This is a genomic window from Vibrio tubiashii ATCC 19109, assembly GCF_000772105.1.
Taxonomy (GTDB): Bacteria; Pseudomonadota; Gammaproteobacteria; order Enterobacterales; family Vibrionaceae; genus Vibrio; species Vibrio tubiashii.
The window spans coordinates 2644204-2668552 of sequence record NZ_CP009354.1 but is presented as its reverse complement, the minus strand read 5'-3'; the positions used below and the strand labels follow the sequence as shown (position 1 = coordinate 2668552).

The window sequence follows — 24349 nt, the reverse complement described above, 5'->3', positions numbered from 1 at the left end:
ATTATCCTTGAGTAATTGCGTTTTTGATCCACTCGATTTGCTCGCCTTGCTGATGGATAGCCACTAAGTCAAAGCGAAAATCGGTTGAATAGATAGATAAGCCGTTTTTGCTCAGCCACAGCGTGGCGGTTTTGATGAGCTTTTTCATTTTGCTGGCGGTCACTGTTTCCGCAGCATGTCCATAAGTTTGGCTTTTACGGTAGCGAACTTCGACAAAAACGATCGTCTCGCCATCTTTCATAATCAGGTCGAGTTCGCCTCCTTTGATAAGGAAGTTTCTCTCAATTGGCGATAAGCCGCAACTGATAAGATGCTTTTCAGCTGCAGCTTCGTAATGTTGCCCCTGAGCGCGCTTACTGAGTAGCACTGTGCTCCGCCCAGCTGATTTCACGTTGGACGATGCAATCTTCATTGATGCTCAACACACCCGTGTTGCCATCAACCGTGTAATCATGCACGACTTTCATTTGTGGTAGGTGCTCCATTAAACGGTAAGCATCCATTCCCAATGCTTGAAGGCGCTTCTCGGCATTGGAATCTTTTGGCCAAAGTTGGTCTATTTGAGCTTTCAATGCGGCATCAGGTTGAATCAGTAGCGGGATATCGCTATACATCACACCCGAAAGATCTTCGTATTGCTGGCGACCACTGTTACTGCGTGAGTTCGAGTAGAGTTTAGGTGGCACTGTATCAGGGTTAATCGCTACTTCAATAAATGGCTTAATCAGCGTAAGTTCAGAGCCGTTTGCGACTATGTAAACCGCATCGATATCACGGCGGCTACGCGGTTGGCTTTCCAGTGGAATGCTGAGTAGTGATTCCATCTGAGCAATGTGTTGTTGGCTACTTTGCAAGCCAAATACTTTGTTGATATCGCGTTGGAGTTGACGCTTGTCACCGAAGAGGTTTACCGCAACCTTATTCTCACTGTGCTTATGCCACTCTTGCTCGAACGCTTCGACAACTCGTGACCCCAAACGCCCTTGTGGCGCAAGGATTAACGGGTATTGGTAGCCTTGCTGGGCTAAATGCTTAGCCGCTTGTGCCACTTCTTGCTCTGGCGATAGGGCTAAGTAGCAAGTGTTGTTACCCGCTTCAACTTCATCCGGAATGTTAAGTGCCAGCGTTGGGAGTGGGTTGGCAAAGCTGGCTTGAGCTTGCTGTAGTTTTTCTATGTTGCTTTTTAATAGCGGGCCGACCACTGAATCAATCTGTTTTTCTACCAATGTTGCTTCAAGCTCTTCGATAGAAGTAGCGTTGGTATCAATGACCGTTAGTGTGGCGTTTTCATCCCGCTCTCCGTCGTTCATCATTTCAAGGATAAATCCGTCGCGGATCAACTGAGCTTGCTTGGCAAACTTGCCAGAGAGTGGCAGTAGCAAGGCAGTGTTTACTGGTTTAGTGATTTCGAGCGCGAGAATATCAGTCACTGCTTGCGGTGTGTAGGTAGTGCCAGGGTGAGTTGGGTTGTCTAGCAGCCATTGTTCAAGGCCAGATTTTAGCTGTGGTAGATTGTTCGCCAAAGTCTTAGTCAGACCCGTTAACTCAAGCCAACCGGAGATTACCGGGTCAGACTCTTGTTGCTTTAGGGTTTCGATTTGCGAAGCGGAGTACTGAGTAAGGTTGTTCCAAATTCCTTGTGCAACAAAAGCTTGCTCACTTTCTGGAAGATATTGGCTACTCAACGAGAGCTCGCGTGTCGCGTTGAAGAAGTCACCCTGCTTGGTAAACAGTGAGGAGCGCAACTGGTGGTAGTTAAGCCATTGATCTTCGCCTAGCTGCCATGATGGTTTAAAGTTAAGTATTTGTAACGCTTCCGCATGGTTCCCTTGAGTGACTAGCAGTTCAGCACGGGCGAGTTGCCACTCAGCTTGTTGCATGTCGTTTAAAGACTGGCGAGCCAAACGCTTGATTAAAAGTTCAGATTGAACAAGGTCACCTGAGTCAATAGAGGCTTTAAGTGCCATGATTAGCCAATCATTTTGCAAGCTCCCCTGACTGCTGTCTGCGCGCATTAGATAGGTTTGCACCGATTGATTGGGATCTAAGGTAATATCGACACTTCGCGGCGTCTTAGGAGCAGAAGAACACGCTGCCAATGTGACAGCAAGTGCTACAGGAGTCAGTAAGCGTGTTACACTTAGACGCTTGTGGTTATTCATGGCCATGAGTTCTTTATTAATTCCGTATAAGATTGTGTCTATATTAATCGTTGAAGTGATGGTAAACAAATGACAGATAACAAAACCTTACCAACTGAGGTTCCAACTCTCTATATCGTGCCTACGCCGATTGGTAATTTAGGCGATATAACTCAACGAGCGATTGAAGTTTTATCCAATGTAGACCTCGTTGCTGCTGAAGATACTCGTCATACTGGTAAACTATTGTCTCACTTCAGTATTCAAACTAAAACTTTTGCCCTTCATGATCATAATGAACAGCAAAAAGCGCAAGTGTTAGTCGATAAATTGTTAGCTGGACACTCGATCGCATTAGTTTCTGATGCAGGTACACCTTTAATTAGTGATCCAGGTTACCATCTTGTGACTCAATGTCGTCAGGCGGGAGTAAAAGTTGTCCCTTTACCTGGTGCTTGTGCAGTTATCACCGCATTAAGTGCGTCAGGTTTACCTTCTGATCGTTTTAGCTTTGAAGGTTTTTTACCCGCTAAGAGTAAGGGCCGTAAGGACAAGTTCCTTGAAATCGCAAAAGTTGAGCGTACTTGTGTGTTCTATGAGTCTCCACACCGTATTTTAGACTCACTCGACGACATGCTTGAAATCTTAGGCCCAGACAGAGAAGTGGTATTAGCGCGAGAGCTGACTAAAACCTTCGAAACTATCCAAGGTATGCCGCTAGGTGAACTGGTTGAATGGGTCAAAGCGGACTCTAATCAGCAACGAGGTGAAATGGCGCTGCTGATTCATGGCTACCGCGCATCAGAAGATGACTCAATCCCTGAAGAAGTTAAGCGCACGGTGACCATTTTGACCAAAGAGTTGCCATTAAAGAAAGCGGCAGCGATGGCGGCAGAAATTTACAACCTGAAAAAGAATGCGCTGTATAAGTGGGGATTGGAGAACTTGGAATAAGATTCGAGAAATTAGAGTCGAGAATCGAGAAGATGTGTTCTCGGCTCTAATATCTACTTCTCGACTCTCGAAGGACGAAGCCCGATCCCGCTTTCCATAGCGCTAGCGTTCTCGTCTACTTTCTGACCACTTAACCCTCCGTTTGCAGCAAATCTGTGATCTCGCTAGACACTGCTCTCTGAACTCTATACAATCCGCCCTCGGAGTCGACTGGGTAGTCGCTGCTTTGTTGATGTCCTTCGGGAGACTGACGTTGAGGTCCTTTTAGGAGACTGACGTTGACGTCCTTCGGGAGACTGACAAAGGGGAGGAAAGTCCGGGCTTCATAGAGCAAGGTGCCAGGTAACGCCTGGGGGGCGCAAGCCCACGACAAGTGCAGCAGAGAGAAGACCGCCGATGGCCCGTAAGGGAACAGGTAAGGGTGAAAGGGTGCGGTAAGAGCGCACCGGACGACTAGCAATAGTTCGTAGCAGGGTAAACTCCACCTGAAGCAAGACCAAATAGGCCTCCACATTGCGTTGCTCGCGTAAGGAGGCGGGTAGGTTGCTCGAGCCAGTGAGTGATTGCTGGCCTAGACGAATGGCTACCGCCGCGCAAGCGGAACAGAACCCGGCTTATGTGTCGGCTCCACCTATTCGAGACCCATCGTAACTTTGTTATGATGGGTTTTTTGCTTTTTATTGACCAAATTTATTTTCTAACTATTAAACTTAGCGCAAAATCACGTGTTCTCACTCGCTAGTGGTGGCGATAAGCCATTAAATCAGTACACTGGAGAATCTGAATTCGTCAATGCGTCAGCCACATGAGATAACTATGACCGAAGCATTTAAACACATATCTGTACTCCTTCATGAATCGATCGATGGTTTAGCAATAAAACCAGACGGTATTTACATTGACGGTACATTCGGTCGCGGTGGTCACAGCCGTACAATTCTCTCAAAGCTCGGTGAAAACGGTCGCCTATACAGTATTGATCGCGACCCACAAGCTATCGCCGAAGCGAACAAGATTGATGATCCGCGTTTTACTATTATTCATGGTCCATTTTCGGGTATGGCTGAATATGCCGTTGAGTACGATCTGGTCGGTAAAGTTGATGGTGTATTGCTTGATCTTGGTGTGTCGTCACCCCAGTTGGACGACGCAGAGCGTGGCTTTAGTTTTATGAAAGACGGGCCGCTAGATATGCGCATGGACCCGACCTCAGGCATTCCAGTTTCTCAATGGCTATTGGAAGCTGACCTTGATGATATTACTTGGGTGATTCGTGAGTTTGGTGAAGATAAACATGCTCGCCGCATTGCTAAAGCGATTGTTGCTTACCGTGAAAACGAAGAGAACGAACCGTTAACTCGCACAGGTCAACTGGCTAAACTAATTTCTGAAGCTGCACCAAAGAGCTTTAAAGAGAAGAAACACCCAGCAACTCGTGCATTCCAAGCGTTCCGAATCTACATCAATAGTGAGTTAGAAGAGATTGATACGGCACTTAAAGGTGCAGCAAGTATATTGGCTCCTCAAGGTCGCCTATCAGTAATTAGCTTCCACTCGTTAGAAGATCGTATGGTTAAGCGCTTTATTCGCAAAGAGAGTAAAGGGCCTGAGGTACCTCATGGTATTCCTATGACGGAAGATCAAATTAAAGCGTTAGGCAGTGCCAACCTGAAACCTGTAGGCAAAGCGATCAAACCTTCTAAACAAGAAGTGGAAGTGAATGCTCGCTCACGTAGTTCAGTGCTTCGCTTGGCTGAAAAGCTATAAACCATGAGTAAGCCTGCTCCTAATCTCGCAAAACTGATAGCACTCGATCTTTTGAGTGTTGGTCGAGTGCCACTGATTTTATTGGTACTGATTTTTAGTAGCGCGATGGGGGTGGTTTTTACTACCCATCACACTCGTCAGGCAATTACCGAAAAGGATCAGGCACTGGTTGAGCGTGAAAGATTGGACAATGAGTGGCGTAATCTGCTTATCGAAGAAACAGCCTTAGCGGAGCATAGCCGCGTACAAGCTGTTGCTAAGAAGGAGCTAGAAATGAAGCGCCCAGATTCAGATAAAGAAGTCATTATCAACCTTCCATGAGCAAAAAAGTTAAACCTGTCGAGTCTAAAACCGAGCAGCCGCCAGCGACGTTAATCCGTTGGCGCTTCTACTTGGTGCTATTTTTCGTATTCTGTGCTTTCGCAGCGCTTGCTGGCCGTATTGCTTACATCCAAATAGTTGAACCAGACAACTTAATCAAGCAGGGTGATCTGCGCTCAATCCGAGCAAAGACACTCCATTCGGCACGAGGCATCATTTCAGATCGTAATGGCGAGCCTTTGGCAGTAAGTGTTCCGGTTGAAGCCGTTTGGGCTGATCCGGTTGCCATTTTTAAAGCTGGCGGGTTAGTAGATGTCGACCGCTGGCATGCTCTCGCAGATGTTCTTGGTCTAAAGCGCCAAGGCTTAATCGACAAAATAAACCGTAACAAGAGCAAGCGATTTATCTATCTGCAGCGTCAAGTAAGCCCTGCTATGGCGCACTACATTCGTGAGTTAAAGCTATCCGGCGTAGGTCTGAAAGCCGAATCGAGACGCTACTATCCAGCAGGTGAAGTTAGTGCTCACTTAGTTGGTGTGACAGGGATTGATGGCCATGGCCTTGAAGGCGTTGAGCGCAGTTACGATAAGTGGCTCACGGGCGAAGCGGGTAAGCGAATTATACGTAAAGATCGCTATGGTCGCGTAGTGGAGAACATCTCTCTTGAAGAGCGTGAAGAAGGCAAGCCGTTAGAGCTGACCATTGATCAGCGTATTCAGGCGATTGCTTACCGCGCGATAAAGCAAGCGGTCGCTGACTATCGAGCGACGTCTGGCTCTGCGGTAATTCTTGATGTAAAAACAGGTGCAGTGTTGGCGATGGTCAATGCTCCTTCATATAACCCAAACAACCGCGCAGACCTTCAGTCAGCAAAAATGCGTAACCGAGTGATTACCGATGCATTTGAGCCGGGTTCAACGGTTAAACCTTTTGTTGTGCTTGCTGCGTTAGAAAATGGTGTTGCTGATGATGATACGGTGATTGATACCGGCAACGGTATTATGCAAATTGGCGGAAGCCGTGTACGTGACACGTCCAAAGTCGGCAAAGCTGACCTAACAACCATTTTAAAGAAGTCGAGTAACATTGGTGTGGCGAAACTCGCCTTAGAGATGCCGCTTGAAGCTTTGCTAGGTATGTATAGCTCTGTCGGCTTTGGTGAAGTTTCTGGTCTGAACTTGGTCGGTGAAACGCAAGGTATTTTCCCTAATCGTCGCCGCTGGTCGAAGTTTGAAATTGCGACACTGTCGTTCGGCTACGGGTTGACCATTACTCCTCTTCAGCTTGCTCACGCCTATGCGACGCTAGGTAACCTTGGTGAGTACCAGCCAATTCATATCATCGAAAACAATCAGCAAGATTTATCTAAGCAGGTCATTGATCACGACAATGCGCAAAAAGTCCTCAATATGCTTGAGACAGTGACTCAACCGGGTGGTACTGCGACTAAGGCTGCGGTACCTGGCTACCGCGTTGCGGCGAAAACAGGTACTTCACGTAAAGCAATTGCTGGTGGCTATGGTGACGAGTACTTCGCCTATACCGCAGGTGTCGCTCCAGCGAGTGACCCGAGGGTAGCGCTAGTGGTGGTAGTCAATGAACCACAAGGTGATAACTACTATGGTGGTTCAGTGGCAGGCCCTGTCTTTGCTGAAATTTTGAAGGGCACGTTGCAAATTCTCAACGTGGCCCCTGATGAGAATAGATTTAAACAAGATTAAGTGAGTTTACTATGTCGAAGGAACTGACCTTAGCCATGTTACTTTCTCCGTGGGTGGATATCTCTAACCGCCCAGGGGCAAGTGTGATTGTTCAGAGCCTAGAACTTGATAGCCGAAATGTCTCGCAAGGTTCAACCTTTGTGGCGGTAAAAGGGCATGCAGTCGATGGACGACATTTTATTCCAATCGCTATCGAGCAAGGCGCAAATGCAATTATTGCTGAGGCGTGTGAGTCTCATCCACATGGTCAGGTTGAACTGCAAGGTGATGTTCCTGTGATCTATCTTGGCAACTTAGGGCAGCATTTATCTGCGCTTGCCAAGCGTTTGTATCCGTTGACTAACAATAAGCTCATTGGTGTCACTGGCACCAATGGTAAAACCACCATTACTCAGTTAATTGCTCAGTGGCTTGATCTTGTCGAGAAAAAAGCGGCGGTGATGGGTACCACAGGCAACGGTTTTCTTGCCGATCTTAAAGTGGCGAAAAACACCACGGGCAGTGCGATTGAGATTCTTCAAACGTTACATTCGTTGGAGCAACAAGGCGCTGACTATACCGCTTTAGAAGTCTCTTCTCATGGTTTGGTTCAAGGGCGTGTTAGAGCCGTGGAATTTGAGGTTGGTGCTTTTTCTAACTTAAGCCGTGATCACTTAGATTATCACGGTACGATGGAAGAGTACGCAGAAGCCAAGTTCTCGCTATTTAGCCAACATATCTGCAAGCAAGCGGTGCTCAATATTGATGATCCGGTTGGAGCAGAGTGGTTCAATCGCCTAGACAATGCCATTGCGGTTACCCTTAAGCCGAGTGATCATCCACGTACAGTGTGGGCAGAGCAAGTTAGTTACTCTGAATCGGGTATTACCCTCGATTTTGCAGGCGCATTTGGTTCAGGCACGATCAGTGTTCCTCTTATTGGGGAATTCAATGCCAATAATGTCTTACTCGCTATGGTGACTTTGCTTTGTCTTGGTATTGATAAGCAAAAGTTGATTGCAACGGCACGTTCACTAAAGCCTGTGATTGGCCGTATGGAGCTGTTTGCTAGCAAAGAAAAAGCCAAGGTTGTCGTTGATTACGCTCACACACCAGATGCACTTGAAAAAGCCCTGCAAGCACTCCGAGTTCACTGCCAAGGTAGGCTTTGGGCTATTTTTGGTTGTGGCGGTGATCGCGATACTGGTAAGCGCCCGATGATGGCGGAAATTGGTGAGCGCTTAGCGGACCATATCATTCTTACCGATGACAACCCTCGCAGTGAATCACCGCAACAGATTGTCCAAGATATGCTCGCAGGCATGACTAACCCTGACAGCGCAATCGTACAGCACAGCCGGTTTGATGCGCTGAAATATGCTTTAGAGAATAGTCAGTCTGATGACATCATTTTACTTGCGGGTAAAGGTCATGAAGATTATCAAGTAATGGCTAACGAAACGCTTCACTACTCCGATCGTGAATCAGCACAGCAACTGTTGGAGAACAATGCATGATTTCTTTGATGTTAAGCCAGATTGCCGAATCGCTGGACGCTGAACTGATCGGTAATGATTTAGTGATAAATTCAGTATCAACCGATACGCGCGCCATTGAAACTGGCGCATTGTTTATTGCTTTAGTTGGCGAGCGATTTGATGCGCACGATTTTGCCGCTCAGGCAGTGGAATCAGGTGCAGGAGCTCTATTGATGAGCCGCATTGTTGAAGCTGATGTACCTCAATTACTCGTTAAAGATACTAAGCTTGCTCTTGGTCAACTTGGTTCTCTGGTGCACCACACTTGCTCAACGCCAACCGTTGCTATTACGGGGAGCTGCGGTAAGACCACAGTAAAAGAAATGGTTGCCAGTATTATGGAGCAGAAAGGCCGCGTGTTATTCACGGCTGGAAACTTCAACAACGACATTGGTGTTCCGCTGACCTTGCTACGTTCAACGCCAGAAGATGATTTTGCTGTGATTGAGATGGGGGCAAATCACATTGGTGAAATTGCCTACACCACCCAACTGGTTCAGCCTGATGTCGCACTGGTTAATAATGTTGCCGCTGCTCACCTTGAGGGCTTTGGCTCGATGGATGGGGTAAAGCAAGCTAAAGGTGAAATCTACCAAGGTTTAAAAGCGGGTTCTGTTGCGATTGTTAACCTTGATAGTCATGGTGGTGACTATTGGCAAGCCGTATTAGCAGACAAAACCATCAAGACTTTCTCGGTCAAGGACGCTTCTGCGGACTACTTTGCCAGCAACATCTCACTCAATGAAGTGGGTGAGGCGCAGTTTACGCTTGTGGCACCGATTGGCAGTGTTGAAGTTAAGCTTGGCATTATTGGTCAGCACAATGTGGCGAATGCGCTATCTGCAACCGCACTAGCGTTAGAACTTGGTGCATCGCTTGAGTTGGTTAAAAGCGGGTTGGCTCAACTCAGCAAAGTAAAAGGCCGTGTTGAGTTAGTTGAGTTAAGTGAGACGGTCAAGCTTATCGATGACAGCTACAATGCCAGCGTACCTGCTATGAAAGCGGCTGCTGATCTCCTTTCTGGCTTTAGCGGAGAACGTTGGTTAATTTTGGGTAATATGGCCGAGTTAGGTGATGAAAGTCTTGCACTTCATCGTCAAGTCGGGGAACATGCTGCCCCATTCAAATTTGAACACGTGCTTACTTATGGTGCTGACGCAAAAGCGATCAGTGAAGAGTGTGGTGGGATTCATTTTGAAGATCACCAAAGCATGATTGATTATATAAAACAGCAGATTGAACAGAGTCAACAAGCTCAAACACTGTTAGTCAAAGGGGCTAATAGTGCAGGAATGAGCAAAATTGCTACTGCTGTCAAGGAGATGCATACATGATTATTTGGCTTGCTGAGCTGCTACAGCCATATTTTTCATTCTTCCGATTATTCGAATACCTGTCGTTCCGTGCGATTGTCAGTGTGTTAACCGCACTCGGCATTTCACTCTGGATGGGCCCGATTATGATCAGACGTTTGCAACTGCTGCAAATTGGTCAGGTTGTGCGTAACGAAGGGCCAGAATCTCACTTTAGTAAACGTGGTACGCCGACCATGGGCGGTATCATGATTTTGACCGCCATCGTGACCACGGCACTGCTTTGGGCTGATTTGTCGAACCCTTATGTTTGGGCTGTACTTGCGGTACTGCTTGGCTATGGGGCGATTGGTTTCGTTGATGATTATCGCAAAGTGGTGCGCAAGAATACCGATGGATTGATTGCCCGATGGAAGTACTTTTGGCAATCGGCGATTGCGCTAGTGGTAGCCTTTGCTCTATACGCTCACGGTAAAGATACCGCCGCGACTCAATTAGTGGTGCCTTTCTTTAAAGAAGTGATGCCTCAATTAGGACTGATGTACATCGTTCTTACCTACTTCGTTATCGTAGGTACCAGTAATGCAGTGAACTTAACCGATGGTCTCGATGGGCTAGCGATTATGCCGACCGTACTGGTTTCCGCAGGTTTTGCCGCCATTGCTTGGGCGACAGGTAACGTGAACTTTGCTAACTACCTGCATATACCACACATTCCGCAAGCCTCTGAATTGGTGGTTGTGTGTACGGCAATTGTTGGCGCCGGATTAGGGTTCTTATGGTTTAACACCTACCCAGCTCAAGTATTTATGGGTGATGTGGGTTCATTAGCCTTGGGCGGCGCACTAGGCACTATCGCGGTACTGGTTCGTCAAGAGTTTGTTTTGGTTATTATGGGCGGTGTTTTCGTTATGGAAACTCTGTCTGTGATTCTTCAGGTTGGTTCATACAAACTACGTGGTCAACGTATCTTCCGCATGGCGCCTATCCATCACCACTACGAGCTAAAAGGCTGGCCGGAACCACGAGTGATTGTACGTTTTTGGATCATCTCTATTGTTCTCGTGCTTATTGGTCTAGCGACTCTTAAAGTTCGATAAGGAAATCATACACAATGACCATTGACCGCTGGCAAGGTATTGAGAAAGTGGTGGTTGTAGGGCTCGGTATTACCGGGCTCTCTGTCGTTAAACACTTGCAAGAATTACCTAAAACACTTGATATTCGAGTTATCGATACCCGAGATAATCCTCCGGGCAGAGACTCTCTGCCTGAAGGTGTTGAACTGCACTCAGGGGGCTGGAATCAAGCGTGGTTGATGGCCGCAGATTTGGTAGTGACTAATCCAGGTATAGCGCTTGCGCTGCCAGAGATTGAGCAAGTCATTAATGCCAAGATTCTCGTCGTTGGTGATATCGAACTGTTTGCTTGGCAAGTCAACAAGCCAGTCATTGCGATTACTGGATCAAACGGTAAAAGCACTGTGACTGACTGGACTGGTCAAGTTGCTCAAGCGACTGGTTTAAAGGTTGGAGTTGGCGGCAATATTGGTGTGCCTGCTTTAGATTTGCTAAGGCAAGACGCTGACCTTTATGTATTGGAGCTTTCGAGCTTCCAACTTGAAACCACCTCATCTCTCGCTCCGAGAGCGGCGGCTTTCCTTAATCTTTCCGAAGACCACATGGATCGCTACCAAGGGATGGAGGATTACCGTCAAGCTAAGCTGCGTATTTTCAATCATGCTAGTGCTTGTATTGTGAATGCTGATGACCGAGCTACCTATCCTGAGCAGGCCAGTAATTTAGTCGAGTTTAGTCTTAACCAAGCGACGCGCTTCTCACTCCTAGAACACGAAAAGACAGAATATCTAGCCATCGATGGCAAGCCTATTTGTGCCAGTAGTGATCTTTCCTTAGTTGGTCGACATAACGTCGCCAATGCTTTAGTCGTTTTAGCTCTGCTGACCGAAGCTGGAGTTGATGTGGCGAAAGGGCTATCCGCACTTAAGTCTTACAACGGTTTGACACACAGATGCCAGGTTGTTGCCGATAATCAAGGTGTTAAGTGGGTCAATGATTCTAAGGCGACCAATGTTGCTAGCACAATGGCAGCGTTAGCAGGATTAGAGCTTGAAGGTAAACTCTACTTGTTAGTTGGTGGTGTCGGTAAAGGTGCTGATTTCTCTGAACTTGCCCCGATTTTAAAGTCGCTCAACGTACAGCTGTGCTGCTTTGGTGAAGATGGCGAACAGTTTATGCCGCTACACAGTAGTGCGAAACGTTTTGATACCATGCACGAAATCATCAAATGGGTTGCCACTCAAGTTTCATCCGGTGATATGGTGCTATTATCACCTGCTTGTGCGAGCTTTGATCAGTTTAATAATTTTATGGCTCGCGGCGATGCCTTTACCGAGCTTGCAAAAGCTTACGCTTAAATTCACCGAGATATATGCAGATTCAAAACGTCTTTGGCAGTATTAAACGTTGGGTGACTTCAGCTTCACCCGAGGCTTTGTATGACCGTCAATTGGTATGGATTTCATTAGGCCTAATGCTAACAGGTTTAGTGATGGTGACTTCTGCTTCTTTCCCAATTAGCTCACGCTTAACAGATCAACCGTTCCACTTTATGTTCCGCCACGCCATCTTTCTGGTTTTGGCGCTGTCGACATCTGCGGTAATCCTACAAGTACCTACTAAGCGGTGGGCGCAATACAGCACTTGGTTGTTGCTGCTATCGATATTCCTGCTCTTCGTTGTGCTGGTGGCGGGTAAATCGGTAAATGGGGCATCACGTTGGATCCCTCTTGGCTTGTTTAACTTACAACCCGCTGAGGTGGCTAAGTTATCGCTGTTTATCTTTATGTCCGGTTATCTGGTACGTAAAAATGAAGAAGTGAGGTCGAGCTTTTTCGGTGGCTTTATTAAACCTATTATTGTTTTTGCTACCTTAGCCAGTCTACTGCTACTGCAACCAGACTTAGGTACAGTGGTCGTAATGTTGGTGACTCTGTTTGGCATGCTGTTTATCGCCGGCGCTAAACTCACTCAGTTTCTGGCTTTGATGGTGGTTGGACTGCTCTCGGTTGCCACTCTGATTTACATCGAGCCCTATCGTATGCGCCGCGTCACCTCATTCCTCGACCCGTGGGAAGACCCGTTCGGCAGTGGCTACCAGTTGACCCAGTCGTTAATGGCGTTTGGTCGTGGAGAGTGGTTTGGTCAAGGTCTTGGTAACTCAATCCAAAAACTTGAGTACTTACCAGAAGCACATACTGACTTTGTATTCGCCGTTTTGGCCGAAGAGTTGGGTTATGTGGGTGTGGTTTTAATCTTGATGCTGATTTTTAGTTTGGTGCTGAAAGCGATATTTATTGGCCGCAAAGCTTTTGACAACAACCAGCTGTTTGGCGGTTACCTAGCATTTGGTATAGGTATTTGGTTTGCTTTTCAAACCTTAGTGAATGTTGGCGCTGCGGCAGGTATGGTGCCAACCAAAGGTTTAACACTACCACTGATCAGTTATGGTGGTTCAAGTTTGATCATTATGTCAGTCGCTGTATCGATATTGCTGCGCATTGATTATGAATGCCGTATAGCCAGTGCAGAAACACAACAAAACACAGATAACGATGAAAAAGAATAAACGATTAATGGTGATGGCTGGTGGTACTGGCGGTCACGTATTCCCAGGTCTTGCGGTTGCTAAACAACTTCAATCTCAAGGGTGGGAGATTCGCTGGTTAGGCACCGCAGACAGAATGGAAGCCGACCTAGTGCCCAAACATGGCATTGAGATCGACTTTATCAAGGTAAAAGGTCTACGAGGTCAAGGTATTGCTCGCTTGATTAAAGCACCCTTTCAGATCCTAAATGCAATTATGCAGGCTAGGGCGCATATGAAGCGTTGGCAGCCAGATGCTGTGCTAGGAATGGGCGGCTACGTTAGCGGGCCGGGTGGTATTGCTGCTTGGCTACTGGGTATTCCTGTGGTGCTGCATGAGCAGAATGCTGTCGCGGGTTTAACTAATCAGTGGTTGTCTAAGATTGCCAAGAAGGTTTTTCAAGCGTTCCCAGGAGCATTTCCTAATGCTGAGGTTGTTGGCAACCCAGTGAGAGAAGATTTGGTTGCAATTAGCGAGCCTGAGCAACGCATGGCTGAGCGTGATAGCAAAGTACGTATTCTAGTCATGGGTGGCAGCCAAGGCGCGCAAATACTTAACCGCACCTTACCTGATGTAATGGCTAAGCTAGGCGATGAGTTTGAGATTCGCCACCAAGCAGGCAAGAACAACCGCGATGAAGTGACGCAGGCATACCAAGCAAATAATGTGCAAAATGCACAAGTAACCGAGTTTATTGACGATGTCGCCAAGGCGTATGACTGGGCAGATTTACTGGTTTGCCGCTCAGGTGCGTTAACGGTATCAGAGGTCTCTGCTGCTGGGGTAGGTGCAATCTTTATCCCATTTATGCATAAAGACCGACAACAAGCTTTAAATGCTGACCACTTGGTAGAATGTGGCGCAGCAAAAATGATTGAGCAGCCTGAACTGACGGTTGACAAGCTAGTGTCTGAGATTAAGGCACTGGATCGAAGCAAACTAAAGGCTATGGCGAGCGAGGCTCGTAGGGCTGCTAAGTTAGATGCAGATAAAGTGGTGGCTGAAGCCATTGTTGCACTGACGAAATAACGAGAAGATTCATGACAATTCAACATACTCAAGATTTAGCTCAAATTCGCGCTATGGTGCCAGAGATGCGCCGCGTGAAATGTATTCACTTTATCGGCATTGGTGGTGCAGGGATGAGTGGCATTGCAGAAGTGCTGCTTAACGAAGGCTACCAAATCTCAGGTTCAGATATTGCTGAAAACCCGGTGACAGAGCGTTTAACGCAAAAAGGTGCCACTGTCTATATCGGCCATGCAGAAGAGAACGTTGCTAAAGCAAGCGTTGTTGTCGTCTCAACAGCGATAAACGAAGAGAACCCAGAGATTATTGCCGCGCGAGCAGCGCGTATTCCTGTGGTTCGCCGTGCTGAGATGTTGGCAGAGCTGATGCGATTCCGCCACGGTATTGCGGTTGCGGGGACGCATGGTAAAACCACCACCACAGCACTAGTTACTCAGATCTACTCAGAAGCTGGTCTCGATCCAACCTTCGTCAACGGCGGATTGGTTAAGAGTGCAGGTACCAATGCGCGCTTAGGTTCTAGCCGTATCTTGATTGCGGAAGCAGACGAGAGCGACGCGTCCTTCTTACACCTTCAACCTATGGTGAGCATCGTAACTAATATCGAAGCGGATCATATGGATACTTATGGTGGGGATTTCGAGACCTTAAAGCAAACTTTCATCGATTTCTTACATAATCTGCCATTTTACGGCCAAGCGATTGTTTGTATTGACGATCCTGTTGTACGAGAATTAGTGCCGAAGATCAGTCGCCAAGTGATTACCTATGGTTTCTCTGAAGATGCGGATGTACGCATTGATAACTACCGTCAGGAAGGTCAGCAAGGTAAGTTCACGGTTATCCGTCAAGGTAAAGCTGACCTCGATATTACGCTGAATATTCCGGGACGCCACAATGCCTTGAATGCTTCAGCCGCGATTGCGGTTGCGACCGAAGATGACATTGCAGACGAAGCGATTTTGAATGCGATGGCGGGCACACAAGGCACAGGCCGTCGATTTGACCATCTGGGCGAGTTTGACACGGGTAATGGTCAGGCAATGTTGGTTGATGACTACGGACACCACCCGACAGAAGTCGATGTGACCATTCAAGCAGCACGTAATGGTTGGAAAGATAAGCGTCTAGTGATGATCTTCCAACCTCACCGCTATAGCCGAACGCGCGATCTTTACGATGATTTCGCCAATGTTTTAGAGCAAGTGGATGTTCTGATCATGCTCGATGTTTATTCGGCAGGTGAGAAACCAATTGCAGGGGCAGATGGTCGGGCTCTATGCCGTACGATTCGCAGTCGTGGCAAGCTTGATCCAATTTTTGTCCCTGAAAGCAAGGCGTTACCTTCAGTTCTCGCTAATGTTTTACAAGATGGTGACTTAGTACTAACTCAGGGTGCGGGTGATGTCGGTAAAGTAGCTAAACAGCTTGCTGCTTTTGAGTTAAGTATCGATAAGATGACTCAGGCCTAGTTAAAACATCGAATTTTGGGTATTTGCGTCACTTATTGCATTTTAAGTAGCGATTTATCACTTTCAGTGTTTGATACTTTCTAGGACGCCAGTATAATCCGAAGGTTAAAGTAAGTGCTTTTGCCTCTATTATACGAATTGGGATAGGGAAAGAATAAGCGAGCTAATGGCAAGGACTATGGACTTTGATTAAAAGTGCTTTTAATGAAGGCCGTCGTTTAACCGCTATGCCACTAGTAAAAGAGCATGCCCTCGGTGGTAGTTTCTTGCTGGTGGTCTTGTTGTTAATTGGCTCTCTCCTCTACTCAACGATTACTTGGATGTGGGACGACCAACGTCTACCCCTTTCAAAAATCGTGCTTCAGGGCGAATTACACTATGTATCTGCTTTAGATGTTCAACGAGCTTTTGCTCGTCTTGAGCATGTCGGTACATTTATGTCTCAGGATGTGGATGTATTGCAGAACATGGCGGAATCGATCCCTTGGGTTTCTCATGCCTCTATTCGTAAGCAGTGGCCAGACACGGTTAAAGTTTTTCTGACAGAGCACCATGCAGAGGCGATCTGGAATGGGAATGCTTTGCTCAATGATTACGGTCAGGTTTTTGATGGTGATATGGGCAAACTGGAAGAAGAACGCGTCAAGCTATACGGCCCACAAGGCACTAGTGAAGAAGTTCTTCAGGTATGGCGAGACATTAGCCCGCGATTTGAAGCACTTAACCTAATGATCACATCGTTAGTTTTAAATGATCGTCGAGCGTGGCAAATCATCCTCGATAATGGCATTCGTTTAGAGCTAGGCAAAGAGTCGTTAGAAGAGCGGATAGAACGCTTTATTTCGCTTTACAAGAATTTGGGTAGTGACACTCAGCGAGTGAGCTACATAGACCTCAGGTATGATACGGGAGCATCAATAGGATGGTTCCCAGAACAAGAGTTAGCACAAGAGACTTCAGATGACTAAGACCGCTGATGACAACATTATTGTTGGTCTTGATATAGGCACTGCTACCGTATCGGCTCTCGTAGGCGAAGTATTGCCTGATGGTCAAATTAACATTATTGGCGCAGGCAGTTGCCTATCCCGTGGGATGGATAAAGGTGGCGTAAACGATCTTGAATCGGTGGTTAAGTCCGTCCAGCGAGCTGTAGATGAAGCTGAGCTGATGGCCGAGTGCCAAATTAGCAATGTTTTTATTTCGCTTTCAGGGCGCCACATTGCGAGCCGTATTGAAAAAGGCATGGGAACTATCTCTGATGAAGAGGTTTCTCAAGAAGATATGGATCGTGCAATCCATACGGCAAAATCGATCAAAATAGGTGACGAACAGCGCATTCTGCATGTAATTCCTCAAGAATTTACGATTGATTACCAAGAAGGGATTAAAAATCCGCTAGGTTTATCAGGAGTGCGCATGGAAGTCAGCGTACACCTAATTTCTTGTCACAATGATATGGCAAGAAATATTATTAAAGCGGTTGAGCGCTGCGGGCTTAAAGTTGAACACTTAGTTTATTCCGGTTTAGCAGCAAGCAATGCTGTGATTACCGAAGATGAGCGTGAGCTCGGTGTATGTGTGGTAGATATTGGCGCCGGTACGATGGATGTTTCCATTTGGACTGGCGGCGCGCTACGTCATACAGAAGTGTTCTCTTATGCCGGTAATGCGGTGACAAGCGATATCGCTTTTGCTTTCGGTACACCAGTGAGTGATGCGGAAGAGATTAAAGTTAACTATGGCTGTGCTCTTAGTGAGCTAGTCAGTAAAGATGACACGGTTAACGTTCCTAGCGTTGGCGGGCGCCCATCACGCAGTTTGCAAAGACAGACACTGTCTGAAGTGATTGAGCCTCGTTATACTGAGCTTATGGGACTGGTTAATCAAACCATCGATACAGTTCAAGAAAAGCTGCGCGAAGAAGGGATTAAACATCACCTAGCAGCAGGTGTGGTGCTCACCGGTGGAGCGGCAAAAACCGAAGGGCTTATCGAGTGTGCGGAACGCGTTTTCCGCAACCAAGTCAGAGTCGGCAAACCTCACGGGGTAATCGGCTTAACAGAGTATGTAAAAGAGCCGTATCATTCTACGGCAGTTGGTTTACTTCATTATGCGAGAGACAGTCAAATTGACGACGATACTGAGTACAACGAGCCAGCGCGTTCGTCAGTAACGGGGTTGTTTGGTCGTTTGCGTAATTGGATACAAAAAGAGTTTTAACCTGAGCGGCAGGAAAAACGGAGATAACACATGTTTGAACCGATGATGGAAATGTCTGACGACGCAGTTATTAAGGTCGTTGGGGTTGGTGGCGGTGGCGGTAACGCCGTTGAACACATGGTACGTGAATCCATCGAAGGTGTTGAGTTCATTAGTATTAATACTGATGCTCAGGCGCTTCGTAAAACCAGTGTGAATAGTGTTATTCAGATTGGTGGTGATATGACCAAAGGTCTTGGTGCTGGTGCGAACCCTCAAGTAGGACGTGACGCAGCTCTCGAAGATCGCGATCGCATTAAAGAAGAGCTAAACGGTGCCGATATGGTATTTATCGCAGCTGGTATGGGCGGTGGTACTGGTACAGGTGCAGCTCCTGTTATTGCAGAAGTGGCAAAAGAGCTAGGCATCCTAACGGTTGCTGTAGTTACTAAGCCATTTAGCTTCGAAGGCAAAAAGCGTTTAGCTTTTGCTGAGCAAGGTATCGAAGAGCTTTCTAAGCACGTGGACTCGTTAATTACGATTCCTAACGAGAAGCTTCTTAAAGTACTTGGCCGTGGTATTACACTACTTGAAGCCTTTGCTAGCGCGAACGATGTATTAAAGAATGCAGTACAAGGTATTGCAGAACTGATTACTCGTCCAGGCATGATTAACGTCGACTTTGCTGACGTAAGAACAGTGATGTCAGAAATGGGTCATGCCATGATGGGTAGCGGTGTTGCTAAAGGCGAAGATCGTGCTGAAGAAGCGGCAGAAATGGCAATTTCTAGCCCACTTCTAGAAGATATCGATCTTGCTGGAGCACGCGGTGTGTTGGTTAACATCACGGCAGGTCTAGACATGCGTCTAGATGAGTTCGAGACCGTAGGTAACACAGTTAAAGCGTTTGCTTCAGATAACGCAACAGTCGTAATCGGTACTTCATTAGATCCTGATATGGCTGATGAAATCCGTGTGACCGTTGTTGCTACTGGTATTGGCAACGAGAAGAAACCTGACATTACTTTAGTTGCGGGTGGCAAAGCGAAAGTCGCTCCTGTTGCCCAACCGCAGACTCAACCACAAACGGCACCTGCTCAGCAGACTGTCAATAAAGTGGAAGAAAAAGCGGCACCAACTTTGCAGGAAAAACCTCAGGTAACTCCTCAGCCAACGACATCAACACCGTCTGGTTCGGGTGCGGGTCAAAGTGCAGCAGCGCCTAAGGCAGATAAAGAAAGCGGCTATCTTGATATCCCTGCGTTCTTACGTCGTCAAGCTGACTAAAAAAACTACAATTTGACACTGTTCAATTTTGTGGTAGCATGCACGGTCAATGTCACAATTGACCGTGATTTGTAGCATTTTTACTGAGGCAAAGTAGATGATCAGACAACGTACTCTGAAAGAAATAGTGAAAACAACTGGTGTGGGTCTCCACTCTGGTCGTAAAGTCACGCTTACTCTGCGCCCTGCTGCTGCAAATACTGGCATCGTTTATCGCCGTACCGATGTGAATCCTCCAGTTGATTTTCCTGCGGATCCTGAGTCTGTACGCGATACAATGCTATGTACAGCACTGGTTAATGACGAAGGTGTACGTATTTCTACTGTTGAGCACTTAAACGCAGCTCTAGCGGGAATGGGTATCGATAACATCGTCGTAGAAGTTGATGCACCAGAAATTCCAATCATGGATGGCAGTGCTAGCCCGTTCGTATTCTTGCTTCAACAAGCAGGCATCGAAGAGCAAAATGCACCAAAACGCTTTATTCGAATTAAAAAGCCAGTGCGCTTTGAAGATGACGATAAATGGGCAGAGTTTGTACCATTCAACGGTTTCCGCATGGATTTCGAAATTGAGTTCAACCACCCAGCGATTGAATCTGATGAACAGCACCTACTGTTTGATTTCTCATCGCAAGGTTTTGTTAAAGACATCTCTCGTGCACGTACTTTTGGTTTCATGCGCGATATTGAGTACTTACAGTCACAAAACCTATGTCTAGGTGGTAGCTTCGATTGTGCAATTGTTTTGGATGAATACCGCATTCTTAACGAAGAAGGTCTGCGCTTTGACAATGAGTTTGTTACTCACAAAGTGTTGGATGCTATCGGCGACCTTTACATGTGCGGCCACCCAATCATTGGTGAGTTCCGTGCGTATAAATCAGGTCATGGCTTGAACAACCAATTGCTTCGTTCAGTACTTGCAGACCAAGAAGCATGGGAATGGGTAACCTTCGAAGAAGAAGCAACATCTCCAGTTGCATTTGCAGAACCAAACATGGTTATGGCATAACAAGATTGATTAAGAAAGCCAGACGAAAGTCTGGCTTTTTTGTTTTCTGGCCTTTCCTAAATAAACTTTAGGCTTTGCTTGCCTGTCTCGGCTACTCTTGATCTTTTTTAGCCAGTTTTGCCAAGCTCTCTAATCTCGCTTTGACTTTAGGCGACGCACCTGTTGCGATCATTTCTAGATACTGCGCTGCGGTACCGGATATTGGGTCACGAGGTTTTGGCTTATCTTCACTGCGATTCTTACTTCGATACAGTTCAGGGTTGATCTGAACGCTTACCGCAATCAAGCGAGCAAACCCTTTTGATCTTAGTTGATTCAAGATACTCAATCGCTCGTAATCAATTTTCATCTTGATCCCGGCGCTTGCTACTTCGAGGATCAATTGGTTATCGCGAATGTTTGCCACCCGGCAATGATCTTCCGTTCCTCTTGGTAGGATCGATTTTAGTTCTTTGTTGATCAACATGATCTCTTTGGCATGTTGTTGCAATTGAGATAGTCGCGAATCCCCGATTATCTCATCCCCTAACGTCGGGCGGTGATCTCTCATGTTGAGCCTCTAATCAAATCGACAACTCTATTTTAGTCAATGCTCTAGAGCGAAGATAGAGCTTAATGCGAATAAACTTCCATCATATAACGAGAAAAAATAAAGAATGCTTCAAACAAATCACCTTGTTATTGGTTGTAAGAGGCAAAATTTCATAAACTATGCGCCACTTATAGTGATATAAGCCTTGAAATCTATAGTTGTCATCACAATATCTGAGGAAAGTGATTTATCTCAGTATTGCAGGGCGAACTTACCTTTCGAGATGATTTTTGCAGTAGTTTGTAACTTTATTATGCAAGGCAGAGCTTGCGCATAGTAGCTAGCCTACATAAGCAAGCGATAACGCGGCAGAATGAAGTTACAAACACTGCCCAAAGGGTTCGGCTAAAAGCGTTTTATTCTTTGTTGCAAAAAACTAATTTAGAGTACTAAACTGCGTTTCTTGCGCCGCGACTAAAACGTTTTTAGCTCGAACAAAATTTTACCTCGAAAGGTAAGTTCGCCCTATGTTCAAAACTGTTAGAGACTGAAGGCATTAAAAGTAGATCGGGCCCGATCTGGATAAAGAGAGATTCATAGCAAATGATAACTAAGCTACTGACAAAAGTGATTGGTAGTCGCAATGACCGAACACTGCGCCGTCTGAGAAAGATTGTAAAAGAGATTAATAACTACGAACCAACATTTGAAGCACTTTCTGATGAAGAGCTAAAAGCGAAAACTGTTGAGTTCCGTCAGCGTTTAGAACAGGGTGAAACTCTAGATAAACTACTACCAGAAGCGTTCGCGACTGTGCGTGAAGCGTCTAAGCGTGTTTACGGCATGCGTCATTTCGACGTTCAGCTTATCGGTGGTATGGTACTGAACGCTGGTCAAATTGCAGAGATGCGTACAGGTGAAGGTAAAACGCTAACTGCAACACTTCCTGCTTATCTTAATGCGCTGCCTGGTAAAGGCGTGCATGTGGTTACCGTCAACGACTATCTAGCGAAGCGTGACGCGGAAACCAACCGCCCTCTATTCGAATTCTTAGGTATGTCCGTCGGTGTTAACGTACCTAACATGCCACCTCAAGAGAAGAAAGAAGCTTACCTAGCGGATATTCTTTACGGTACAAACAACGAATTTGGTTTCGACTACCTACGTGACAACATGGCATTCCGCGCTGAAGACCGTGTACAACGTGAACGTTTCTTCGCTGTAGTCGATGAAGTGGACTCGATTCTTATCGATGAAGCGCGTACTCCGCTAATTATCTCCGGCCCTGCCGAAGACAGCTCTGAGCTATACATTCGTATCAATACTTTGATTCCTCATCTGCAAAAGCAAGATCAGGAAGACTCAGAAGAGTACCGCGGTGATGGTCACTACACGGTTGATGAAAAATCAAAGCAAGTTCACCTGACAGAAACTGGTCAAGAGTTTGTTGAAGAGCTAATGATCAAAAATGGTCTGATGGAAGAGGGCGATACGCTTTACTCTCCAACAAACATCAGCCTACTGCATCACGTGAATGCAGCACTTCGCGCCCACGTACTGTTTGAAAAGAACGTAGATTATATCGTAAATGAAGACGGCGAAGTCGTTATCGTTGATGAACACACGGGCCGTACTATGCCTGGTCGTCGTTGGTCTGAAGGTCTTCACCAAGCGGTAGAAGCGAAAGAAGGCGTTAAGATCCAAAACGAAAACCAAACGTTGGCATCGATTACTTTCCAGAACTTCTTCCGTCTATACGAAAAACTGTCAGGTATGACAGGTACGGCAGATACAGAAGCGTTCGAATTCCAGTCTATCTACGGCTTGGAAACGGTTGTTATCCCAACCAACAAACCAATGGTTCGTAATGATATGCCAGATGTGGTTTATCGTACCGAAGCAGACAAGTTCAACGCGATTATTGAAGATATCAAAGATCGCGTTGCCAAAGGCCAGCCATCTCTAGTGGGTACAGTGTCTATCGAGAAATCTGAGCTTCTTTCTAATGCACTGAAGAAAGCCAAGATTAAACACAACGTACTTAACGCTAAGTTCCACGAGAAAGAAGCGGAAATCGTTGCAGAAGCAGGTACACCTGGCGCAGTAACGATTGCAACCAACATGGCCGGTCGTGGTACCGATATCGTGTTAGGTGGTAGCTGGCAGGCTCAGGTTGAGAAGCTAGATAACCCGACTCAAGAACAAATCGATAAGATTAAAGCTGACTGGAAAGTGGTTCATGACCAAGTGCTAGAAGCGGGTGGTTTGCACATTATTGGTACAGAGCGTCACGAATCTCGCCGTATCGATAACCAGCTACGTGGTCGTTCTGGTCGTCAAGGTGATGCGGGTTCATCTCGTTTCTACCTATCGATGGAAGACTCACTACTGCGTATCTTTACCTCTGATCGTATGGCAAGCTTGATTCAAAGCGGTATGGATGAGGGTGAGGCAATCGAATCTAAGATGCTGTCTCGCTCAATCGAAAAAGCACAACGTAAAGTAGAAGGTCGTAACTTCGACATTCGTAAACAGTTACTTGAATACGATGATGTTGCCAACGACCAACGTAAAGTAGTGTACGAGCTTCGTGATGAATTGATGGTAGTTGAAGACATCAGTGAGATGATCGAGCAGAACCGTCAAGATGTTCTAACTTCAGTTATCTATGAGTACATTCCGCCGCAATCTCTAGAAGATATGTGGGATGTTGAAGGTCTCCAAGAGCGCTTGAAGAACGACTTCGATCTTGATGCGCCAGTGAAACAGTGGCTTGAAGAAGATGACAAACTTTACGAAGAAGCACTGCGTGAGAAGATCATCGAAACAGCGATCACTGTTTACAAGCAGAAAGAAGAAGTGGTTGGCGAGCAAGTGCTGCGCAACTTCGAGAAATCTGTGATGCTACAAACGCTAGATACGCTTTGGAAAGAGCACCTAGCAGCAATGGACCACCTTCGCCAAGGTATTCACCTACGTGGTTACGCGCAGAAGAACCCGAAACAAGAGTACAAGCGCGAGTCGTTTGAACTGTTTGAAGGTCTACTTGATGCGTTGAAGTCAGATGTGATTACCATTCTGTCTAAAGTTCGCGTACAGCAGCAAGAAGAAGTAGAGCGCATGGAAGAGCAGCGCCGTGCTCAAGCTGAAGAGGCGGCTCGCCGTGCTCAAGCGCAACATGCATCAGCGCAAAGCCAGCTTGCAGATGGTGAAGAAGAGGCCGAAGGCGCGCACCAACCTATGGTTCGCGAAGAGCGTAAAGTTGGTCGTAACGAGCCTTGCCCATGCGGTAGCGGTAAGAAATACAAGCAGTGTCATGGTCAGATTAACTAATTAGATCATCACTGTATAGAGATTGAAGAGTCGCTTAGGCGGCTCTTTTTATATCTAATGGTTATCTTAAAAATAGTC

General features: G+C 46.5%; 19 protein-coding genes and 1 other RNA gene. 17 read left to right on the top strand and 3 right to left on the bottom strand.

The window, feature by feature from the left end; all coding sequences use genetic code 11:
* Position 1: 1 nt before the first annotated feature.
* Positions 2 to 412, bottom strand: a complete 411-nt coding sequence (locus tag IX91_RS12155) for a YraN family protein (RefSeq protein ID WP_050809762.1) — start codon at positions 410 to 412, stop codon at positions 2 to 4.
* Positions 354 to 2168, bottom strand: coding sequence for a penicillin-binding protein activator (locus tag IX91_RS12150; RefSeq protein ID WP_038197144.1), 1815 nt, complete (start codon positions 2166 to 2168; stop codon positions 354 to 356). The genes IX91_RS12155 and IX91_RS12150 overlap by 59 nt, the downstream gene beginning before the upstream one ends.
* A 63-nt stretch (positions 2169 to 2231) precedes the next feature.
* On the opposite strand from IX91_RS12150, the gene rsmI reads away from it, so the two are divergent.
* The 16 genes from rsmI (at position 2232) to lpxC (ending at position 20406) form a co-directional block, all read left to right on the top strand.
* Positions 2232 to 3095 carry a 16S rRNA (cytidine(1402)-2'-O)-methyltransferase gene (gene rsmI, locus IX91_RS12145; protein WP_004744962.1) on the top strand — a complete coding sequence of 288 codons (864 nt, stop codon included), beginning with the start codon at positions 2232 to 2234 and terminating at the stop codon, positions 3093 to 3095.
* Positions 3096 to 3297: 202 nt separating this feature from the next.
* Positions 3298 to 3728, top strand: an RNA gene (rnpB, locus tag IX91_RS25590) — RNase P RNA component class A.
* A 183-nt stretch (positions 3729 to 3911) separates the two neighbouring features.
* Complete coding sequence (gene rsmH, locus IX91_RS12140; protein WP_004744961.1) at positions 3912 to 4862, top strand: 16S rRNA (cytosine(1402)-N(4))-methyltransferase RsmH; 951 nt, start codon at positions 3912 to 3914, stop codon at positions 4860 to 4862.
* A gap of 3 nt (positions 4863 to 4865) precedes the next feature.
* The gene (gene ftsL / locus IX91_RS12135; protein ID WP_004744960.1) at positions 4866 to 5183 is read left to right on the top strand and encodes a cell division protein FtsL; all 318 of its coding nucleotides are present in this window, start codon (positions 4866 to 4868) and stop codon (positions 5181 to 5183) included.
* Complete coding sequence (locus tag IX91_RS12130) at positions 5180 to 6904, top strand: peptidoglycan glycosyltransferase FtsI (RefSeq protein ID WP_004744959.1); 1725 nt, start codon at positions 5180 to 5182, stop codon at positions 6902 to 6904. The genes ftsL and IX91_RS12130 overlap by 4 nt, the downstream gene beginning before the upstream one ends.
* Before the next feature lie 11 nt (positions 6905 to 6915).
* On the top strand, positions 6916 to 8400 hold the full coding sequence (murE, locus tag IX91_RS12125) for a UDP-N-acetylmuramoyl-L-alanyl-D-glutamate--2,6-diaminopimelate ligase (RefSeq protein WP_038197142.1): 1485 nt from the start codon (positions 6916 to 6918) through the stop codon (positions 8398 to 8400).
* On the top strand, positions 8397 to 9755 hold the full coding sequence (locus tag IX91_RS12120) for a UDP-N-acetylmuramoyl-tripeptide--D-alanyl-D-alanine ligase (protein ID WP_004744957.1): 1359 nt from the start codon (positions 8397 to 8399) through the stop codon (positions 9753 to 9755). Before murE ends, IX91_RS12120 begins: the two co-directional genes overlap by 4 nt.
* On the top strand, positions 9752 to 10834 hold the full coding sequence (gene mraY, locus IX91_RS12115) for a phospho-N-acetylmuramoyl-pentapeptide-transferase (protein WP_004744956.1): 1083 nt from the start codon (positions 9752 to 9754) through the stop codon (positions 10832 to 10834). The genes IX91_RS12120 and mraY overlap by 4 nt, the downstream gene beginning before the upstream one ends.
* A gap of 14 nt (positions 10835 to 10848) precedes the next feature.
* Entirely contained in the window at positions 10849 to 12171 is a 1323-nt protein-coding gene (gene murD, locus IX91_RS12110; protein WP_004744955.1) for a UDP-N-acetylmuramoyl-L-alanine--D-glutamate ligase, read from the top strand.
* 14 nt (positions 12172 to 12185) lie between these two features.
* Complete coding sequence (gene ftsW, locus IX91_RS12105; protein WP_004744954.1) at positions 12186 to 13382, top strand: cell division protein FtsW; 1197 nt, start codon at positions 12186 to 12188, stop codon at positions 13380 to 13382.
* Positions 13369 to 14430, top strand: coding sequence for an undecaprenyldiphospho-muramoylpentapeptide beta-N-acetylglucosaminyltransferase (gene murG / locus IX91_RS12100; protein WP_004744953.1), 1062 nt, complete (start codon positions 13369 to 13371; stop codon positions 14428 to 14430). Before ftsW ends, murG begins: the two co-directional genes overlap by 14 nt.
* Positions 14431 to 14441: 11 nt before the next feature.
* The gene (murC, locus tag IX91_RS12095; protein WP_004744952.1) at positions 14442 to 15902 is read left to right on the top strand and encodes a UDP-N-acetylmuramate--L-alanine ligase; all 1461 of its coding nucleotides are present in this window, start codon (positions 14442 to 14444) and stop codon (positions 15900 to 15902) included.
* Positions 15903 to 16087: 185 nt separating this feature from the next.
* A complete protein-coding gene (locus IX91_RS12090) occupies positions 16088 to 16870 on the top strand; it encodes a cell division protein FtsQ/DivIB (protein WP_004744951.1) in 783 nt (260 codons plus the stop codon).
* Positions 16863 to 18125: a cell division protein FtsA gene (gene ftsA / locus IX91_RS12085; protein WP_004744950.1), complete on the top strand. Its 1263-nt coding sequence runs from the start codon at positions 16863 to 16865 to the stop codon at positions 18123 to 18125. Before IX91_RS12090 ends, ftsA begins: the two co-directional genes overlap by 8 nt.
* Positions 18126 to 18155: 30 nt before the next feature.
* The gene (gene ftsZ / locus IX91_RS12080) at positions 18156 to 19391 is read left to right on the top strand and encodes a cell division protein FtsZ (RefSeq protein ID WP_004744949.1); all 1236 of its coding nucleotides are present in this window, start codon (positions 18156 to 18158) and stop codon (positions 19389 to 19391) included.
* A gap of 97 nt (positions 19392 to 19488) precedes the next feature.
* A complete protein-coding gene (lpxC, locus tag IX91_RS12075) occupies positions 19489 to 20406 on the top strand; it encodes a UDP-3-O-acyl-N-acetylglucosamine deacetylase (protein WP_004744948.1) in 918 nt (305 codons plus the stop codon).
* Between the two features lie 91 nt (positions 20407 to 20497).
* Here the strand turns inward: lpxC and IX91_RS12070 are convergent, their stop codons facing one another.
* Positions 20498 to 20956, bottom strand: coding sequence for a DUF721 domain-containing protein (locus tag IX91_RS12070; RefSeq protein ID WP_004744947.1), 459 nt, complete (start codon positions 20954 to 20956; stop codon positions 20498 to 20500).
* A gap of 585 nt (positions 20957 to 21541) precedes the next feature.
* Here IX91_RS12070 and secA point away from each other — a divergent pair.
* Complete coding sequence (gene secA / locus IX91_RS12065; protein ID WP_004744946.1) at positions 21542 to 24271, top strand: preprotein translocase subunit SecA; 2730 nt, start codon at positions 21542 to 21544, stop codon at positions 24269 to 24271.
* The last annotated feature ends 78 nt before the right edge of the window (positions 24272 to 24349 follow it).

What these genes read in the sequence shown, in the direction of transcription:
- murC (WP_004744952.1), top strand. Translation starts at nt 14,442, where the DNA reads ATGACAATTCAACATACTCAAGATTTAGCTCAAATTCGCGCTATGGTG.
- murD (WP_004744955.1), top strand. Translation starts at nt 10,849, where the DNA reads ATGACCATTGACCGCTGGCAAGGTATTGAGAAAGTGGTGGTTGTAGGG.
- ftsA (WP_004744950.1), top strand. Translation starts at nt 16,863, where the DNA reads ATGACTAAGACCGCTGATGACAACATTATTGTTGGTCTTGATATAGGC.
- IX91_RS12120 (WP_004744957.1), top strand. Translation starts at nt 8,397, where the DNA reads ATGATTTCTTTGATGTTAAGCCAGATTGCCGAATCGCTGGACGCTGAA.
- murG (WP_004744953.1), top strand. Translation starts at nt 13,369, where the DNA reads ATGAAAAAGAATAAACGATTAATGGTGATGGCTGGTGGTACTGGCGGT.
- murE (WP_038197142.1), top strand. Translation starts at nt 6,916, where the DNA reads ATGTCGAAGGAACTGACCTTAGCCATGTTACTTTCTCCGTGGGTGGAT.
- mraY (WP_004744956.1), top strand. Translation starts at nt 9,752, where the DNA reads ATGATTATTTGGCTTGCTGAGCTGCTACAGCCATATTTTTCATTCTTC.
- IX91_RS12070 (WP_004744947.1), bottom strand. Translation starts at nt 20,956, where the DNA reads ATGAGAGATCACCGCCCGACGTTAGGGGATGAGATAATCGGGGATTCG.
- secA (WP_004744946.1), top strand. Translation starts at nt 21,542, where the DNA reads ATGATAACTAAGCTACTGACAAAAGTGATTGGTAGTCGCAATGACCGA.
- IX91_RS12150 (WP_038197144.1), bottom strand. Translation starts at nt 2,168, where the DNA reads ATGGCCATGAATAACCACAAGCGTCTAAGTGTAACACGCTTACTGACT.
- ftsZ (WP_004744949.1), top strand. Translation starts at nt 18,156, where the DNA reads ATGTTTGAACCGATGATGGAAATGTCTGACGACGCAGTTATTAAGGTC.
- ftsL (WP_004744960.1), top strand. Translation starts at nt 4,866, where the DNA reads ATGAGTAAGCCTGCTCCTAATCTCGCAAAACTGATAGCACTCGATCTT.
- ftsW (WP_004744954.1), top strand. Translation starts at nt 12,186, where the DNA reads ATGCAGATTCAAAACGTCTTTGGCAGTATTAAACGTTGGGTGACTTCA.
- rsmI (WP_004744962.1), top strand. Translation starts at nt 2,232, where the DNA reads ATGACAGATAACAAAACCTTACCAACTGAGGTTCCAACTCTCTATATC.
- IX91_RS12130 (WP_004744959.1), top strand. Translation starts at nt 5,180, where the DNA reads ATGAGCAAAAAAGTTAAACCTGTCGAGTCTAAAACCGAGCAGCCGCCA.
- IX91_RS12155 (WP_050809762.1), bottom strand. Translation starts at nt 412, where the DNA reads ATGAAGATTGCATCGTCCAACGTGAAATCAGCTGGGCGGAGCACAGTG.
- rsmH (WP_004744961.1), top strand. Translation starts at nt 3,912, where the DNA reads ATGACCGAAGCATTTAAACACATATCTGTACTCCTTCATGAATCGATC.
- lpxC (WP_004744948.1), top strand. Translation starts at nt 19,489, where the DNA reads ATGATCAGACAACGTACTCTGAAAGAAATAGTGAAAACAACTGGTGTG.